Source organism: Acetobacter pomorum (genome assembly GCF_002738225.1).
Lineage (GTDB): Bacteria > Pseudomonadota > Alphaproteobacteria > Acetobacterales > Acetobacteraceae > Acetobacter > Acetobacter pomorum.
In genome coordinates, this window is the sequence record NZ_PEBQ01000083.1 from 1 (window position 1) to 16,659 (window position 16,659).

13 protein-coding genes are annotated in these 16,659 nt (G+C 47.5%); 10 read left to right on the forward strand and 3 right to left on the reverse strand.

Going from position 1 to position 16,659, the window contains the following annotated elements; all coding sequences use genetic code 11:
• Nucleotides 1-677: 677 nt before the first annotated feature.
• The 6 genes from CSR02_RS05205 (at nt 678) to CSR02_RS05230 (ending at nt 8,166) form a co-directional block, all read left to right on the forward strand.
• A complete protein-coding gene (locus tag CSR02_RS05205; RefSeq protein WP_099540811.1) occupies nt 678-2,300 on the forward strand; it encodes an ABC-F family ATP-binding cassette domain-containing protein in 1,623 nt (540 codons plus the stop codon).
• 378 nt (nt 2,301-2,678) lie between these two features.
• Entirely contained in the window at nt 2,679-4,112 is a 1,434-nt protein-coding gene (locus CSR02_RS05210) for a cytochrome ubiquinol oxidase subunit I (protein WP_099540812.1), read from the forward strand.
• A 3-nt stretch (nt 4,113-4,115) separates the two neighbouring features.
• Nucleotides 4,116-5,135 (forward strand): cytochrome d ubiquinol oxidase subunit II, encoded by a 1,020-nt coding sequence (cydB, locus tag CSR02_RS05215; RefSeq protein WP_099540813.1) that lies wholly within the window; start codon nt 4,116-4,118, stop codon nt 5,133-5,135.
• Nucleotides 5,122-5,271: a DUF2474 domain-containing protein gene (locus CSR02_RS05220; protein WP_099540814.1), complete on the forward strand. Its 150-nt coding sequence runs from the start codon at nt 5,122-5,124 to the stop codon at nt 5,269-5,271. Before cydB ends, CSR02_RS05220 begins: the two co-directional genes overlap by 14 nt.
• A 53-nt stretch (nt 5,272-5,324) precedes the next feature.
• Nucleotides 5,325-5,840 carry a nitrate reductase associated protein gene (locus CSR02_RS05225; protein WP_099540815.1) on the forward strand — a complete coding sequence of 172 codons (516 nt, stop codon included), beginning with the start codon at nt 5,325-5,327 and terminating at the stop codon, nt 5,838-5,840.
• Between the two features lie 22 nt (nt 5,841-5,862).
• Nucleotides 5,863-8,166: an FdhF/YdeP family oxidoreductase gene (locus CSR02_RS05230; protein WP_099540841.1), complete on the forward strand. Its 2,304-nt coding sequence runs from the start codon at nt 5,863-5,865 to the stop codon at nt 8,164-8,166.
• A 48-nt stretch (nt 8,167-8,214) separates the two neighbouring features.
• On the opposite strand, the gene CSR02_RS05235 is transcribed toward CSR02_RS05230, so the two are convergent.
• The 3 genes from CSR02_RS05235 to CSR02_RS05245 all read right to left on the reverse strand — a co-directional run bounded on the left by CSR02_RS05235 (nt 8,215) and on the right by CSR02_RS05245 (nt 13,139).
• Complete coding sequence (locus CSR02_RS05235; protein ID WP_099540816.1) at nt 8,215-9,705, reverse strand: NCS1 family nucleobase:cation symporter-1; 1,491 nt, start codon at nt 9,703-9,705, stop codon at nt 8,215-8,217.
• Between the two features lie 82 nt (nt 9,706-9,787).
• The gene (locus CSR02_RS05240; protein ID WP_099540817.1) at nt 9,788-12,265 is read right to left on the reverse strand and encodes a TonB-dependent receptor; all 2,478 of its coding nucleotides are present in this window, start codon (nt 12,263-12,265) and stop codon (nt 9,788-9,790) included.
• 124 nt (nt 12,266-12,389) lie between these two features.
• On the reverse strand, nt 12,390-13,139 hold the full coding sequence (locus tag CSR02_RS05245; protein ID WP_099540818.1) for an aspartate/glutamate racemase family protein: 750 nt from the start codon (nt 13,137-13,139) through the stop codon (nt 12,390-12,392).
• A gap of 170 nt (nt 13,140-13,309) precedes the next feature.
• Between CSR02_RS05245 and CSR02_RS05250 the strand changes: the two genes are divergently transcribed.
• The 4 genes from CSR02_RS05250 to CSR02_RS05265 all read left to right on the forward strand — a co-directional run bounded on the left by CSR02_RS05250 (nt 13,310) and on the right by CSR02_RS05265 (nt 16,593).
• A complete protein-coding gene (locus CSR02_RS05250) occupies nt 13,310-14,014 on the forward strand; it encodes a GntR family transcriptional regulator (protein ID WP_099540819.1) in 705 nt (234 codons plus the stop codon).
• 135 nt (nt 14,015-14,149) lie between these two features.
• Complete coding sequence (locus CSR02_RS05255) at nt 14,150-15,574, forward strand: DUF2252 domain-containing protein (protein WP_099540820.1); 1,425 nt, start codon at nt 14,150-14,152, stop codon at nt 15,572-15,574.
• A 107-nt stretch (nt 15,575-15,681) separates the two neighbouring features.
• Nucleotides 15,682-16,260, forward strand: a complete 579-nt coding sequence (locus CSR02_RS05260; RefSeq protein WP_099540842.1) for a TetR/AcrR family transcriptional regulator — start codon at nt 15,682-15,684, stop codon at nt 16,258-16,260.
• A 3-nt stretch (nt 16,261-16,263) separates the two neighbouring features.
• Nucleotides 16,264-16,593, forward strand: coding sequence for a DMT family transporter (locus CSR02_RS05265; RefSeq protein WP_099540821.1), 330 nt, complete (start codon nt 16,264-16,266; stop codon nt 16,591-16,593).
• Nucleotides 16,594-16,659 lie beyond the last annotated feature (66 nt).

Consider the following 16,659-nt stretch of genomic DNA (forward strand, 5'->3'; position numbering starts at 1 on the left):
TTTTGTGCAAAACAGACTTTTTCATAATCTAACCCGATGTACAACCCTTCTGTGAGATTTCCGCGTCGAAATTCTCCGTTCAAAAGTACAGCAACATGACCCCGGTTATGCCTGGGGTTTGATTATTTTCATTTTTCATCAGGCTTCCGGGCGTAGCGTAAACAACGCGATAACATCACGAGGTTTCAGATCATTCGGTATTAACCCTGATGCTGAGTCAGTGCGTTATGTTTTGGGGGAATGTCAATGTAATAACAAAGAAAAGTAAAAAATATTATCGTTTATGTCATAACTTTTACTTTTTTATAATATGTAATGAAAATTAAATTCAAAACAGTGTGTATTAACGTTAGAATTAATCACAAATATGTTAATTTTTATACTTGTATGTTACGTGAGAATCGTATTTCGATTCGCAAATATAGCAAATTATTAAAAGAGTTTTTAAAATCGTTTTATAAAGTAGTTCTACGTTTATAGAGTTGAAAAATACATTGCCTGAACATCGGCGCATAACGTCATTTATAGTCAATCTGTGAATATTTCTGCTTTCGTCGATTAGGCAAACGAGAGCGTAATTGGTGAACATTCATACATTTCAGCTATTTACGCTAGGCAAAGGTTACGCAATAAGGGCTTTCCGATTTTGCTCATCCCCTTTTGTTGTCTGAGGCTCCATGATCCGTCTTGATACGATTAGCAAGCATAATGGTCATCGCGTCATTTTTATCGATGCGTCAGCATCACTTCAAAAGGGTGAGAAAATTGGGCTTGTCGGGCCAAATGGCGCAGGAAAGACAACGCTGTTTCGGCTCATTACAGGAGAGGAAGAGCCTGATGAAGGGCATGTTCTGATTGATCGTGGCATTACTATTGGCTTTTTCAATCAAGATGTAGGGGAAATGGCAGGGCGCAGTGCGGTTGCCGAGGTCATGAACGGTGCCGGACCCATTGCCGAGGTGGGAGCCGAGCTGGCGGAACTGGAAGCCGCTATGGCGGACCCAGAGCGTTTGGATGAACTGGATACCATTCTTGAACGGTTTGGCGAGGTTCAGGCTCGTTTTGAAGAACTGGGTGGGTATGCGCTGGACGGACGTGCACGTGAGGTTTTGCACGGATTAGGCTTTAGCCAGGAAATGATGGATGGCGATGTAGGTCGTCTGTCTGGTGGCTGGAAAATGCGTGTGGCGCTTGCACGTATTTTGTTGATGAAACCAGATGTCATGCTGCTGGATGAGCCAAGCAACCATCTTGATTTGGAAAGCTTGATCTGGCTGGAGCAATTTCTGGCTGGTTATGATGGCGCGTTGCTCATGACCTCGCATGATCGTGCTTTTATGAACCGGATTATCAATAAGGTGATTGAAATTGATGGTGGGGTTCTTTCCAGCTTTTCAGGAGATTACGAATTTTATGAGCAACAGCGCGCCCTGAGTGAAAAGCAACAGCAAGCTCAATTTGAGCGTCAGCAGGCTATGCTGGCCAAGGAGGTTGCTTTTATCGAACGCTTTAAGGCGCGGGCTTCCCATGCTGCACAAGTGCAAAGCCGGGTTAAGAAACTGGATAAAATTGACCGGGTTGAACCACCCAAGCGCCGCCAAACGCTGACCTTTACATTCCCTCCAGCTCCGCGTTCGGGAGATGCGGTTGTCAGCTTACGTGGTGTAGATAAAGCATATGGTAGCCGTGTTATTTACAAAGATCTTGATTTATTAATTCGTCGCCAGGAACGTTGCTGTGTGTTGGGCATTAATGGGGCAGGTAAATCAACCCTGTTAAAACTTGTTACAGGCAGTACAGAACCTGATGCCGGTATGGTTACTTTGGGCGGAAGCGTCAAGATGGGGTATTTTGCGCAACACGCCATGGATCTTTTGGATGGCGACCGCACCATTTTTGAAACCCTGAATGATACCTTTCCGCTTGCAGCGCAAGGTTCATTGCGTTCACTGGCAGGTAGCTTCGGTTTTTCTGGTGATGATATAGACAAAGTGTGCCGCGTTCTTTCTGGCGGTGAAAAGGCGCGGTTGGTTCTGGCATTGATGTTGTATGACCCACCAAATTTTCTGGTGCTGGATGAACCCACCAACCACCTTGATATAGCGACCAAGGAAATGCTGATTACCGCTTTGGCTGACTATGAGGGGACAATGCTTTTTGTCTCCCATGATCGTCATTTTCTGGCTGCGCTTTCTAATCGCGTTCTGGAACTTACACCACAAGGGCTTCATCGCTACGATGGTGGATATACAGAGTATGTTGCCCGGACTGGTCGAGAAGCACCTGGACTGCACGAATAATACGGTATCCATATAAAGATCTTACTCGTGTTGTCACAAGTGTAAGATGCACATCACGATAATGATGTTGTTTATGCATGGTTGCGGGGAAAGAATAAAATAAAAACAAGGAAATAATATATTTCTTGTATATTAATAATACAAGATCATCTATATTCCACAATATACAGTTATATTTAAATATATTTTTATTATAAGCGCTGTTTATCATTAGATACATAAACTGTCTTGGACGCTCTATGTATTATTGCGTTATTTCGGTTATCGAGAATACCGCAGCATGTATTTGTTTTCCAAACCGCTACATTGCTACGGAACCACTATGGCAAGAAGTTATCCAAATTTTATTCTTCTTGTTATAAGTTTTGGAAAGTATCGATGCAGTACGCACATGATCCTGCGCTTCTTTTAGCGCGTTTTCAATTTGCCTTTACCGTAGGCGTTCATATTATTTTCCCGGCTTTTTCAATCGGACTGGCTGCTTATCTGGCAGTTTTAGAAGGATTGTGGCTTAAAACCGGGCGGCCCGTTTTTCTTGATCTTTACCGATATTGGATCAAGATTTTTTCTATTGTGTTTGGCATGGGCGTGGTGTCAGGGCTGGTTATGTCGTACGAATTCGGCACAAACTGGTCAATCTTTTCCAAAAAAGCTGGGCCAATTACGGGTGTGCTTCTTTCTTATGAAGTCATGACCGCTTTTTTTATGGAAGCGGGTTTTTTGGGCATCATGCTTTTCGGCATGAACAAGGTAGGGCGTAAACTGCATTTTGCCGCAACCTGCTGTGTATCCGTTGGCACCCTGATTTCCATGACGTGGATTTTGTCTTCCAATTCATGGATGCAAACCCCACGCGGCTATACGATTGACCCAGCTACAGGGCGTTTTCTGCCAGCAGATTGGTTAGCCATTATCTTTAATCCCTCCTTTCCCTTCCGGTTAGTGCATATGGGGCTGGCGGCTTTTCTGTCTGTTGCTTTTATCGTTGGCGCAACAGGGGCGTGGCATATGCTGAAGGCGCGCAAGGAAGGAAAAATTTCCACCGAGCCAGTGAGAGTCATGTTTTCCATGGCCATGTGGATGGCAGCCATTATTGCTCCTATCCAGATTTTGGCAGGGGATGCGCATGGTCTGAATACATTGAAGTATCAGCCCGCAAAAATTGCTGCGATGGAAGGGGACTGGGATTCAGAAGGCCGTGCGCCTGAACTGCTGTTCGGTATTCCCAACATGAAAACCGAGCACACAGATTACGCCGTTAAGGTGCCGTTGGTTGGTTCTTTAATCCTCACGCATAGTCTGGATGGAAAAGTGCCGGGCATGAAGGATTTTCCGCGGGATCAGCGGCCTCCATCACCTGTTATTTTCTTTTCCTTCCGCATCATGGTTGCGCTGGGTGTGCTTATGGCGCTGGTCGGATTCTGGTCTTTGTGGTTACGGCGCAATAGCACGTTGTTTACCAATCCGGTCTTTCATCGTGTGGCACTGTGTATGGCGCCAGCTGGGTTTATAGCGCTGCTGTGCGGGTGGATTACCACGGAAGTTGGGCGTCAGCCTTGGACAGTCTATGGTCTGCTCAGAACATCAGACAGTGTATCCCCGGTTGCCTTGTCCAGCATGGCTGTATCGATGACGGCATTTGTGGCGGTTTATGTGCTCGTGTTTGGGTCTGGCATGGGCATTCTGGTGCGGCTATTGGGCCGCGCACCGCAGGAAGGGGAGCACAATGCTATCCCAGCAGACGCCCCGAAAATTTTGGCAACCCACACGCATCCAAACGTGATTGATTCCTCTTCTGGCAAAGGAGCCTGAAGCATGATGGACTTCGCCTATTGGCTCCCTATTGTGTGGGCCGTTATTCTGATAGCCGCCATTTCGATATATGTTGTTCTGGATGGGTTTGACCTTGGCATTGGCATGCTTTTTGCGCTTGAGCGTCACCCGGACCGGCGAGATGTAATGGTAAACACCGTTGCCCCGGTATGGGATGGCAACGAGACATGGATGGTGCTGGGGGGAGCCGTACTTTACGGTGTTTTCCCCGGTGCTTACGCCACATTGCTACCGGCTTTCTATCTTCCCATTATTCTTATGCTTCTGGCGCTGATTTTTCGCGGTGTTGCATTTGAATTTCGTGTCATGACACGCGGTACAGCGCGGGAAGGGCTCTGGAATACTGGTTTTATGCTGGGTTCGGGCATTGCTGCGTTCTGCCAAGGTGCAATTCTGGGTGGCGTAGTGCAGGGCGTTAAGGTTGTGGATGGAGCCTTTGCTGGTGGCGCGCTGGATTGGCTGACACCGTTCAGCATTGTCTGCGGCCTGGCCGTTATGTGCGGTTATGCCCTGCTTGGGGCAACTTGGCTGATCTGGCGTACTACTGGCGTATTGGAAGCCTCATGCCGCCGTTGGGCAAGCCGGCTTGCAGCGGGAATGTTTCTTGCCATTGTTGCGGTTAGCCTGTGGACACCTTTGCTGCATGCGCCATACCTGCGGCGTTGGACAGATTGGCCGAACTTTCTGTTTGTTGCGCCAGTGCCTGTTCTGGTGGGTGTTCTTGGCCTTCTGTTCATTATGGGGCTGCGCCGGGGACATTCAAAAGGGCCATTTTTATGTGCCTTGGGCTGGTTTTTTCTGTGTCTGTCCGGCTTGGGAATTACGATGTGGCCTTATGCTGTGCCACCCGGTTTGACGTTGTGGGATGTGTCTTCACCACCATCCAGCCAGTTTTTCCAGCTGATTGGCACCGCCATTCTGCTGCCAATTATCCTGACTTACACAATTTATTCCTATCACGTCTTTCGTGGAAAGGTGACGGAAACCGATGGCTATCACTAATGTTGTTCACGAAAATGGTGAACATGCACCGCGTTCTCTTGGTGTCCGGATTGCATGGTTTGTAGCCATCTGGTCGCTCAGCACGGCTGTCTTTTTCGGAGCAGCATCATTGCTTCATCTGATCATTCCCAAGTGAAACGTCTGGGCGTGTTTGCCTAGGTATTTTCCTCCAGTTCTGGAGTTTATCCAATGCTTTTTGACTTTGAACGTGACTTTGCTGGTTCGTTACGCTGCATTCCAATGGTTGCACGGCAGAAACTCGATATTGTTGGCATCAAGCTGAGCTTGCGCCAATGGAGCCGATTTACGCATGAGGAGAGAAGCAAACTGGTGGATCTACCTTGTGAGACCGTACGGGAGCAGATTCTCTATCATGAAGTGGTGGCACATTTTATCGCAACCCGCAGTGATGAACCCTTGCGCCCCCTTGCAACGCAGGGACTGGAGGCATGGCGCGAAAAGGACCAGATGCCAGAAGCTGTAAGGGTGCAGGCACAGGCTGATGGCATAGCACCGCCTACACCCGCGCAATGGGCGACGCTGGATCCGCTCCAAAGATTTGCCTTGGTAAAGTTGGCGCGCTCAAAACATGAGAACGAAAATTTTGTACCTGCCATGAGGGAATTTGGCCTTCTGCACCAACATGCTGGGTTGTTGCAGGATGTAGGTGTTACCATTGGCTTGTCTGCACGCGGACCCCATTGAATATTGGCTGGAGGATGATTTGATGAGCAAAGAAAAAGAACCTGAATACAAACCATATCATCATCCTGCAGGCGGGTGGGGTGCCGCAGGAGCCACAGCCAAAGTGCTGATGGAGCAAAGCGTTCTGGTTAAGGGGTCACGCGGTCTTTTATCCATGAACCAGCCAGGTGGTTTTAAATGCCCTAGCTGTGCGTTTCCTGACCCTGACCACCGTAAAACATTGGAGTTTTGCGAAAATGGTGCCAAAGCTCTAGCGCATGAAGCCACAAAGGCCCGTATCACGCGGGAATTTTTTGAGAAATATACCGTTACGGAGTTAATGCAAAAAAGTGATTACTGGCTGGAAATGCAGGGGCGCTTAACGGAGCCCATGCGTTATGATGCCCAGAGTGATCGCTATGTACCTGTGGTATGGGATGATGCGTTTGCCTTGATTGGCCAGCATTTGCGCGCGCTTGAAAGCCCACATCAGGCCGAGTTCTATACATCTGGCCGCACAGCAAATGAGACAGCCTTTCTTTACGCAATATTTGTGCGGGAATTTGGCACCAATAATTTTCCCGATTGCTCAAACATGTGCCACGAACCAACTAGCCGTGGCTTGCCGCCTTCCATAGGTATTGGCAAGGGCACAATTGTCATGAGTGATTTTGAGCATGCCGAAGCAATTTTTGTGGTAGGGCAGAATACTGGCACAAACTCCCCACGTATGATGACAAATCTGGTAGAGGCCCGCAAACGTGGGGTGCCGATTGTTCTTATAAATCCAATGCCAGAGCGTGCGCTGATCCGCTTTACGGAACCACAGGATGTGCTGCAAATGGGCACATTTGGATCAACCCCCATTTCCAGTGAGTTCGTTCATGTGCGCATTGGTGGAGACCTGGCCGTTTTTAAAGGCATGATGAAAGTGCTTTTTGAAGCGCAGGATCGTGGTGAAAACGTACTGGATACAGACTTCATTCATGAGCATACATCTGGGCTGGACGCCCTGCGGGCGGATATCATGCGTTATGAGTGGGAAGATATTACGCGCATATCCGGCATATCTGAAGACCAGATCCGCAGAATTGCCAGTATCTACATGAAATCCAATGCAACAATTATTTGCTATGGTATGGGTCTAACGCAGCATCAGGAAGGATCACGCCTGTTACAACAGGTTGCAAACCTGCTTCTGCTGCGTGGTAATTTTGGCAAGCCGGGGGCAGGTATTGCGCCAATTCGTGGTCATTCCAATGTGCAGGGTGATCGTACGGTTGGTATTGATGAAAAACCAACCGATATCTATCTGGACCGTGTGCGGGATGCTTTTGGGTTTGAACCCCCGCGCGGTCATGGGCACCATGTTCTGGAAGCCATAGCAGCCATGGAGGCAGGTACAGCCAAGGTCTTTTTCGGCATGGGCGGCAATTTTATTCGGGCCGTGCCAGATACGGATCGTTCTTATGCTGCCATGCGCAACCTTAACCTGACAGTTGGTGTGGCTACCAAGCTGAACCGAGGGCATTTGGTGCACGGCAAGGATGCCTTGATCCTGCCTGTTGTGGCTCGTTCGGAAATTATCCGCACGGAAGCCGGAGAGCAGTTTGTAACCATAGAAGATGCCATGGCAAATGTTACAGCATCACGTGGGGTATTTGAACCTGTAAGCGAACATGTATTGCCTGAAACAGAAATTGTGTGCCGTATGGCTATGGCAACACTCCCTGACTCACGCACGCCGTGGGCACAATATATGGTTGATTATACTTTGATCCGCGATAAAATTGCCGAGGTATATCCGGAAATTTACACAGATTTTTCAGAAAAAATTAAAAACCCGCATGGTTTCCACCTCGATATTCCGCCGCGTCGTCGTGTATGGAAAACACCGAATGGCAAGGCAAATTTTCTGGTTCTGCCTGGCTTGGATGTAGATGCACCAGTCAAAGATACTGCCATGCTACGTCTGGCAACCATTCGTTCTCATGATCAGTATAATACAACCATTTACAGTAATAATGACCGTTACCGTGGGGTATATAATACACGTCTTGTTGTATTTATGAACAAGGAGGATATGGCTGAGCGAGGTTTGGCAAATGGTGATGTTATTGGTTTGGAAACCTACAGTGATGATGGCATCAGACGATATGTGGATGGCCTGAATGTGCTTGATTATCCAATGCCACGCGGCGCCATTGCCGGATATTACCCAGAACTGAACCCGTTATTGCCACTTGATTATTTTGATGAAATTAGCGGTACGCCAGCAGCAAAGTCTATTCCCGTCAGAGTAGTGGAAAGCATTGCCTCGGCACCGCCAATTCGGATTGCCAACTAACAAGGCAGACGCAATAGGAACGCGATTGAAGTTCCTATTGCGTGCATATTAGCGGAACTGCTCGGTTGATACCGAAACAATATTTTTTCTGTTCAGCATTGGATAAAGTAAAAGGGCAGAAAAACAGCCAATAAACCATGAAAGCCCAGAAAACTCTGCAAGTTCCGGAAAGAGGACACCCGCATTGGCCAGAATGGTTGAAACACCCAATGTAAAAACAGCACGGTGGTTAATACCATTTGTGTACCAGTAACGTCCTTGCGGAGAAAGGGAATAAAGGTCTGGCACAGAAATGTGGCGCTGACGCACAAAGAAGAAATCGGCAATAAGAATACCATAAAATGGGCCGATCAAACTTGCCAGAAAATCCAGTGTAAAATGCATGGCAGCCGGACTGTTATACAGATTCCACGGTGTAATGAGCACAGAGAGCAAAGCCGCGCCAAACCCTGCGGCACGCCAGCTTATTTTTTCTGGGGCAAGGTTTGAAAAATCGAATGATGCAGATACAAAATTAACAACAACATTAATACCCGCCGTAGACAGCATAAAAGTAAGAATACCGATGATGATAACCGTGGGGTTGTCTGTTCTGGCAACAGTCTCCACGGGGTCTGATAACCGTATTCCAAAAGCAGGAAATGTTAGGGCGATAGTTGTGAAGGTAAGAGCCGTAAATGTCAGAAAATTGGCAGGTAATCCCCAAAAATTGCCACGCCTAAAAACCTCTGGTGTTTTGGCATAGCGTGCAAAATCACCAAAGTTCAGCATTGGTGCAGAAAAATACGATACTGTCAGTGTAATCGTCATCAGGATGGAGGCAAGAAAACCGTGAGATGAAAGGGTTTGCCCCGTTTCCACCAAGCTTTTGGCAATGGCCTGCATACCAGCTGAAAGCCCGACACGGTACAACAGATAAAAGTCCAGTGCCAGCATGACAACATAAATGAGAGGCCCAGCCCATTCTGTAAAATGCCGAATACTTTCCAGACCACGCCAGAAGATGGCAGCCTGAACAAGCCACAAGGAAAGGAAACAAAGCCATCCCAGGGGAGAAAGCCCACAGAAACCATGATGAGAAAGATCTGCCCATGGTGTAAGGGCTGGCGCGCATTTCAATAAAAGAACAAGGAGAGCGTTTGAGGCCAGCCATGTCTGGATACCGTACCAGCATACGGCAATAATACCCCTTACAAAAGCCGGTATCAAAGCTCCTTTAATGCCAAAGGAGGCCCGGCAGACAACAGGGAAGGGGGTACCCGTTTGCTGGCTGGGTAGGGCAATCAGGTTACAAAATCCCTGCACAATAAAAATGCCAAGTAGCAGGCCAATTACCACAGCTCCTCCCGGTAGATCTCCGGCAAAGAGATTGCCAAGCGTGACGTATGTGCCCACGCTATGCACATCGGACATCCAGAATGATAAATAATCAAACCAGGACCACGTTCGTTCCTGGGTTGGTAAAAGCGCACTGTTGGAAAGGCTAGGATCTGCTTTGGGCGGGATAAGGGAAAGATCGCGGAGGGGAGCCTCTGGCATCAAGCGGTATTCCTTACCGTGGAAACAGGTTGTGCAGGCATGGATGAATACAGAGGCCAGAAGCCTCCGTATTCATCTTGCATTAGAATCCTGTACGGAATGTTACGATAGCGTAAAAATGGCTGAGAGTGTTATAGGTTGGTGCAGATCCATTAATTTCCGTGCCATAGATACCGCGTGTTGTATGGGCATTCAGCTTGACGCTATTGATGGCAGAATATGCTTTAACGTTGGCCAGATTATTAACCCAGAGCATAATTTCAGGAGATTTCATAAAGGAAAGCTGGCGGCCAAGCCATGTATCGCGATTAAGGCGTGCACCAAGTGTCAGGTTTTCAGTGACCAGTTTAGGCAGATATTCATCGTTCATGAAAGTAGAATACTGACGTGAGAAATATGTCAGATTAAAGTTCCAGAAAAATGTTCCATTATCCCAATCAATACCCAAAGAGGTTGTCCATTTGGGTGCATTGGTGGACGTCTTTCCTTTTGTAGGCAGATAATCATCTCCAACACGAATATTGTTGTTGATAACAGAATGGAGATACTGCGCAGAAATATATGGGCGGAAGTGATAAATTGGGCGCGTGCCCAGTTCAACATCCACACCATCGCTGGTTTGGCCACCGCCATTAATGTTTTCAGCAATTTGCTGGTTGCCGAGATAACCGTATGTCGAGATTTGTCGGTTTGTGAAATTGTAGTGGAAATAGGTGAGTGAGCCGACAAAAAGATCATCATTATAACGGACGCCAGCTTCTTCCGAGATTGAATATTCTTCCTTGACGGAATTACTCCCCTTGGAGGCATAAGCCCCGGTATTGGGGTTTAGGGTTGTGAGCAAATAACTATCTGGTGGTGCCTTGGCACCTGTCGCAACCCCGGCAAAAACCTGCCAGTTTCGGTTTACCTGATAATGCCCGCCAAGCTGTGGCAAGAGTTGCAGTTCATTCAAGCCCATCTTGTAGGGCAGGCCGGGGAGGCGTTGTGTGGCGTTACGGTTGATCATTGTAACACGCATTCCCCCATCAACCACCAGCTTGTCATGGAACAGTTTAAGGGTATCACCTGCAAACAATGCGTGTGTTGTGGTAATATCGCTATAGTTAGCTGTATAATAATTCTGACCGTTGGGCATTTTCAGGCTTTTGCTGGACCAGCCCCATGGAGTGGCCGGAGAGCCATCCCGATTAACACCGGTATAACCTGTCAGATCAGTTGAATTGTCGTAATCAAACCAATAGCCAAAATAGGGGTGATTGGCACCAAGATCGAGTGTTGCTTTGGTAACCACACCACCACGCATTTCATTCAGGCTGGAATAAGATTCCGCATTGCCAGAATTGGTTCCGGGAAGCTGGCCAGGAATAACCATGGCTGTAATTTGCTGGTTGCCGTAATAAACGGTATTTCCCAGATCTGTTCCAGCTCCATAAACTTTATAGTTGTAGGCTGTATAAGGTGTAACTTCAAAACGTACCTTGCCGAACCGGAATTTAGAAGGCGCAAGAATGTTATATGTACGGGAATGAAGCCAATTTTGCTTCCAGTAATCTGTATTTTGTGTTTGCGGGTCATAATAACGCGCCAACTGGTTGGACCACCCGGATTTATGCCAGTTATCCATTGTGGTGCTCCAATAGGGTTCATTCCCCGCAAGACCACGCATAAAGCCGCCAATCAGAGAAATTCTATTATCGCGATCCCATTCTTTCAGAATATTGAAATCCAGATGTTGAAAACTTTCTTCCCCGGGGCCGCGGTAGAAGGAATCATGCTGGTTGGAGGCTGAAATGAATGAGCGAATACCTGAATGCCCCCATTCTCCCGTATCTATACGCACAAATTGGCGTGTATAGTCACGCGTGCCAGCGCCAAAATCGACAAGCCCCCCAAATTTCTTGGCTGGATCGCGCGTGGTAAGCGTGAACATACCCCCAGACCCGTTGATGGCGGCTGTATCCAGATTGGATGAGCCGGGCTGGGCTGAAATTGTGCCAATATTTTCACTATCCACAATCCATGCAAGGTCTAGGTTGTAGCCCCCAACGCTGGAAAGCGGCATACCATTATAAGTATTGGCAATTTCATCCTGCGTTAGCCCACGCATGGAAAGAGCAGATTTTTCATGCCCTGCGGGGTCAGTATTTGCCACCACAACGCCGGGCATCATTTTAGCAAGATTGTAAGCATTTTGTGCCGGAGCCTGTTTGGCAATGTAATCCTGCGAAACCGTACTGCGGGCTTTTGGGGCATCCTGTATCCGAATAAGGCCACCCCCTGCTGCACGGCGTGTAACGCCCGAAGGTGTAACGGAAGAACGCACATTAATTTCTTCAGTCGAAGTGTTAACAACGGCCTTTGGTTTTCCGCCTCGTACGCCTGAAGAATGCGTGCTGGATGCAGAATGGGTTGGGTTGGATGTGTGTGTGTTGTGGGGGGTGGCTGCCAGAGAAGAAGGAGACATAAATAATGCCATGATGTCCGCCGCCCCGGTAAGAACAACGCTGCTAAGAAGTGTGGCGCGGACTGTCGTGTATTGGGTTGGGAAACGACGCATGCTGAAGGCCTCGGTCACAGAGGGAAAGGATGGGGGCGGGAATCGTTCCGTTGCCGGTATATTGCGAAATCAGAATGAAATTGATAACAGGTATGTGTCAACAAAAAATGTTAACAATTAGTACTTAACGCGGATGCTTGAGAAGGGCGGTAAGGGGCTGGGAGAGGCCTGAGGTCATCACAGATGAAACTTTATGGGAGCTAAAATCAGGTTGCGCCTGCACAATATGCTTGATGCTCTCTGTAAAGGAGCAGTGTACTGGCACGGGCAGGGTAGCGGCCAAAGCTGCATCCATGCCTGCAAGGCCTGCTCCTGCAAGAAGGATGCGGTCTGCATGGTTGTGAACAATCAAAGAGCGTGCTGCTTCCAATAGCGCCTGATGCGTGGCTGCCGGATTTTTGCTTGCATGCTCTCCACTCACCGAAATGGTACGTATGCCCGCAATATCGGCACTGAATCCTGCCAGCAAAACCAGGTTTTCAATCAAGGGCTGCCAAGCGCTTCCGCCGGTAATAATGCCGGTGCGTCCGCCTTTTTGTCGGCAAGCCTGTAAAGAAGCCTGTGCCATACCCGTTACAGCGCAATGAGTGATGTCCTGTAGGGCAGCAAGGCCAGGATCCCCAAAACAGGCGATTAAAACCGTGGTGGAGGGAGAAACAAGAAAAGGGCTTTTTTCACAAAACCGCGCAAATGCATCAAGCGTTGCATGTGCTGCAATTACAAGTGAGGCACTGCAGGCTATGTATCGTGCGCCAAAAGTAGCTGTTATATGCCCTACGGTATGACCGCTCGGAAGGAGGGGCGCTGCGCGGGAGACCAGTTGCCGGGTAAGGGTTGTGTCTGTATTTGGATTGAGAATAAGAAGGTGCCGCATGGGGTGTGTCACTGCTCATGTGTGGCGAAGCAGGAGAGATGCTTCGTGCGGGGAAAGGAATATGCATCAATAAGACCACATAATGTTAACAATATTTGTTCACAATACAACATGAAATGCAAGCGATGTGTGGTTGCGGGTAATGATGCAAGAGCAAGGAGAAGCTGTCGGTGGTGATTGAAGGGGAGAATGTGCAGGAGGAAGGGCTTGTTCCGGAAGAAAGTGTGGTTGCCCAATCGTTACGAGACGCCATTCTGGAACGTAGGCTTGGCCCGGGCAGCCGCTTGCCTGAAGAACAGTTAGTAGAGATTTTTTCTTCATCTCGTGGCCGAATACGTCGCGTTTTACTCGCACTTGCGCGGGAACATATTGTTGTTATTCAACCGGGGCGGGGTGCGTTTGTGGCATCACCAGACCAGGAAGAAGCAAAAGATGTTTTGGCCACCCGTCGCATGATTGAAGTGGGTGTGCTGGAACGCCCCTGCCAGCCTTTAACAGAAGAACGGTTAGCAACCTTGCGCCAAGTTTTAAAAGAAGAGCGCCAGGCGCATAAAACACATGATGCCGCCAGAATGATCCGCTGGTCTGGTCAGTTTCATCTGGAATTGGCGCGCGGGCTGGGCAACGCTGTTATTGCAGGCATTGTATCTGAACTGATTTTGAGAACATCGCTTATTATTGCGATTTACGAGCGAAACAATACAACATGCTGCCTGAAAGCTGATCATGATCTGCTTTTAAAATCCATAGAAGCGCATGCATGGCCAGAAGCAGCAAGGTTGATGTCCCGACATTTGTTGGAAATTGAACACAACTTGGATTTTTCCGTATCTGTTAAACCCGGCCTTTCACTGAAATTGGCGCTGTTAGGTTAAAAAGTAGGCAATCTTTCTAGATCTCGTGGAGATATGATGCGTTGCTTTGATAATCAAAAACGCATCAATCCCAGCAGACACGAACTTGTGTTTGGGGTGTTGGCATAATCATCGCATTATGTCTAAAAATGTTCCATGATATCAATTCTTCCGGCGCAAGCTGCCAGTCTTCTCCCACGTAATCTTCGTCATGCACAGGGCATGAAGCTGCGCAAGAGTGCGCCGCGCACGCAACAGGCAGAGTGGCATCCTCATAAAAACAGAATGGATCCTGTTTCTATTCTTGTTGCACAAGGCGCGCATCGCATCAGTGTTTTGTTGCCAGTTCGTTATGCGCGCATGGCGGCATCGCCTTTTGCTTTTTTGCGTGGAGCCGCAGCTGTTATGGCCGCGGATTTGGCCGGAACTCATTCTGCTGGCATAAAAGTACAAAGCTGCGGAGATTGCCATCTGGCGAACTTTGGAAGTTACGCTTCCGCAGAAGGGACGCCAGTTTTTGATATCAATGATTTTGATGAAACACTTTCTGCACCATTTGAATGGGATATCAAACGGTTAGGCACATCTTTGGTGCTGGCTGGCCGTGAAAGTGGTCTTTCTGAGACAACATCACGCTGCATGGCCCGCGCTATGGCGCTATCCTATGTCCAGGAAATAGCGCGTCTGGCCCCCATGAACCCCATAGAAATTTGGGCGGAACGTATTGATCTTTCTACAGCTATTGCTGGTTTTAAGGACAAACAGGCCCGCAAAAAAGTACAAACTCTGCTGGAAGCCCGATTGGAAAGCGCGCGCAGGCATTTTGGCCTTGTTGCAGAAGATTGTGGCACACCGCATCTAACAGAAAAGCCTCCTCTGGTTGTGCGGCTGCCAGAACAGGATAATACAATCCGCGCTGCTTTTGCTCGTTATGTTGCAACACAGCCGCCTGAGCGGGCTATTCTGCTGGCGCGCTATACGTTGCAGGATGTTATTTTCAAGGTTGTTGGTGTTGGCAGTGTTGGCACATTTTGCGCTATTGGTTTATTTTCCACGCCAGATAATGAGGTCTTGCTGCTTCAGATCAAGGAAGCCCAGACTTCTGTTATGGCTCCATATCTTGCACCTTCTCCTTTCCACAATCAGGGTGAGCGTGTTGTGGTGGGGCAACGCATTATGCAAACAGCATCCGATACCTTTTTGGGTTGGACGCATAGTAGCGGCACAGATGAGGTTGATGGGGAAACAGGAAATCTTCCCGTGGGGCAACGCCAATTTTATGTGCGCCGCCTGAAAGACCAACGACTAGCAGCCATTGGGGCCGAATTTGCGCAGATTGGCTTGCCAGATTATGCGCTTTTATGTGGCCGCACACTTGCGCGTGCTCATGCGCGTTCTGGCGATGTAGCAATGTTGGCGGGATATCTGGGCGGGGGTCGTGCTTTTGCAGATGCCATTGCCAGTTTTTCTGTTGCATATGCCAATCAGACGAAAGCTGATTGGAAAGCTTTTTGCGCCGCCATTAAAGCCGGACGCCTATCCACACAGCCTTCTCATGTAACACCAGCAAAAAAATTGTAACCTAGCAAATGCACTGTAGATAAGGAGCGTAAAATTTACTCAAGCGCTCTTTATCCGAGGCAAATTTCGACTTTACAATAAACCGTCCGGACGGTATGTTTTGGATCATGACAAACCATAAACCACGCATCAACAATCCGGAATTTGTAAAAAGCAACCTTTTGGATGCTGCTGCCGAAATATTGATTCATGAAAGTGCGCAAAAACTTACCCTAAATCTCGTGGCGCAAAAGGCAGGAGTAAGTAAAGGGGGCTTACTTCACCATTTTCCTTCCAAAGAAAAGCTTCTTGATGGATTGTTTCATCGTGAGCTCAATATTTTTCGAGATGAAATATTGGCTGCAATGGAAAAAGACCCGGTAAAAACTGGACGTGCTGCCCGTGCTTATATTGGTTTAGGGGGAGCAACCTCCAGCCCGCAGGATAAAAGTTATATTATTTTACGACAACTTTTGTCCGTGATGCTCTCAGATTACGAGTTATCTCAAACATGGACACGTATGTATTGGCAAACCATAAAATCTACAGGTCTTTTTGCGGAGAGTTCTGCAATTATGATCTTATGCTGTCTGGCTGCTGATGGAATGTCATTATGGGAAATATTGGGAGCCGAGAAGCTTGATGGCATCAATTATGAAGATATTCATAATATCATTGAAAAAATTACATATTCTACCAAAGAATGACAAATGAAAGGATTTTTGTACATAGTCTGTACAGTACTTTCTGAGGTGGTAGGTACAGCAGCATTAAAAGAAACCCATAATTTCACGAGGCCTCTCCCAATTTTTATTATGAGTATTGGGTATGTCTTGTCGTTTCTTTTTTTATCTCTTGCGTTAAAAGTTATTCCCATGAGTGTTGTTTATAGTGTCTCTTCTGGATTGGGCATTGTTTTTTCATGTCTTATTAGCAGATTTTATTTTAATCAATCATTGGATTCTATCCAAATAATAGGAATTATTTTAATATTTCTCGGAATTTTATTGTCAAACGGCAGCAATATCCAAAATACATGAAGTATATAAAAATATAGCAGATAGATGTGAATGTTATGTGTTATCATATCAAAAAAACAAACATAT

Coding starts and splice junctions, on each gene's coding strand:
- CSR02_RS05210 (WP_099540812.1), top strand. CDS start 2,679: ATGCAGTACGCACATGATCCTGCGCTTCTTTTAGCGCGTTTTCAATTT.
- CSR02_RS05225 (WP_099540815.1), top strand. CDS start 5,325: ATGCTTTTTGACTTTGAACGTGACTTTGCTGGTTCGTTACGCTGCATT.
- CSR02_RS05205 (WP_099540811.1), top strand. CDS start 678: ATGATCCGTCTTGATACGATTAGCAAGCATAATGGTCATCGCGTCATT.
- CSR02_RS05230 (WP_099540841.1), top strand. CDS start 5,863: ATGAGCAAAGAAAAAGAACCTGAATACAAACCATATCATCATCCTGCA.
- CSR02_RS05260 (WP_099540842.1), top strand. CDS start 15,682: ATGACAAACCATAAACCACGCATCAACAATCCGGAATTTGTAAAAAGC.
- CSR02_RS05265 (WP_099540821.1), top strand. CDS start 16,264: ATGAAAGGATTTTTGTACATAGTCTGTACAGTACTTTCTGAGGTGGTA.
- CSR02_RS05240 (WP_099540817.1), bottom strand. CDS start 12,265: ATGCGTCGTTTCCCAACCCAATACACGACAGTCCGCGCCACACTTCTT.
- CSR02_RS05235 (WP_099540816.1), bottom strand. CDS start 9,705: ATGCCAGAGGCTCCCCTCCGCGATCTTTCCCTTATCCCGCCCAAAGCA.
- CSR02_RS05245 (WP_099540818.1), bottom strand. CDS start 13,139: ATGCGGCACCTTCTTATTCTCAATCCAAATACAGACACAACCCTTACC.
- CSR02_RS05255 (WP_099540820.1), top strand. CDS start 14,150: ATGATATCAATTCTTCCGGCGCAAGCTGCCAGTCTTCTCCCACGTAAT.
- CSR02_RS05220 (WP_099540814.1), top strand. CDS start 5,122: ATGGCTATCACTAATGTTGTTCACGAAAATGGTGAACATGCACCGCGT.
- cydB (WP_099540813.1), top strand. CDS start 4,116: ATGATGGACTTCGCCTATTGGCTCCCTATTGTGTGGGCCGTTATTCTG.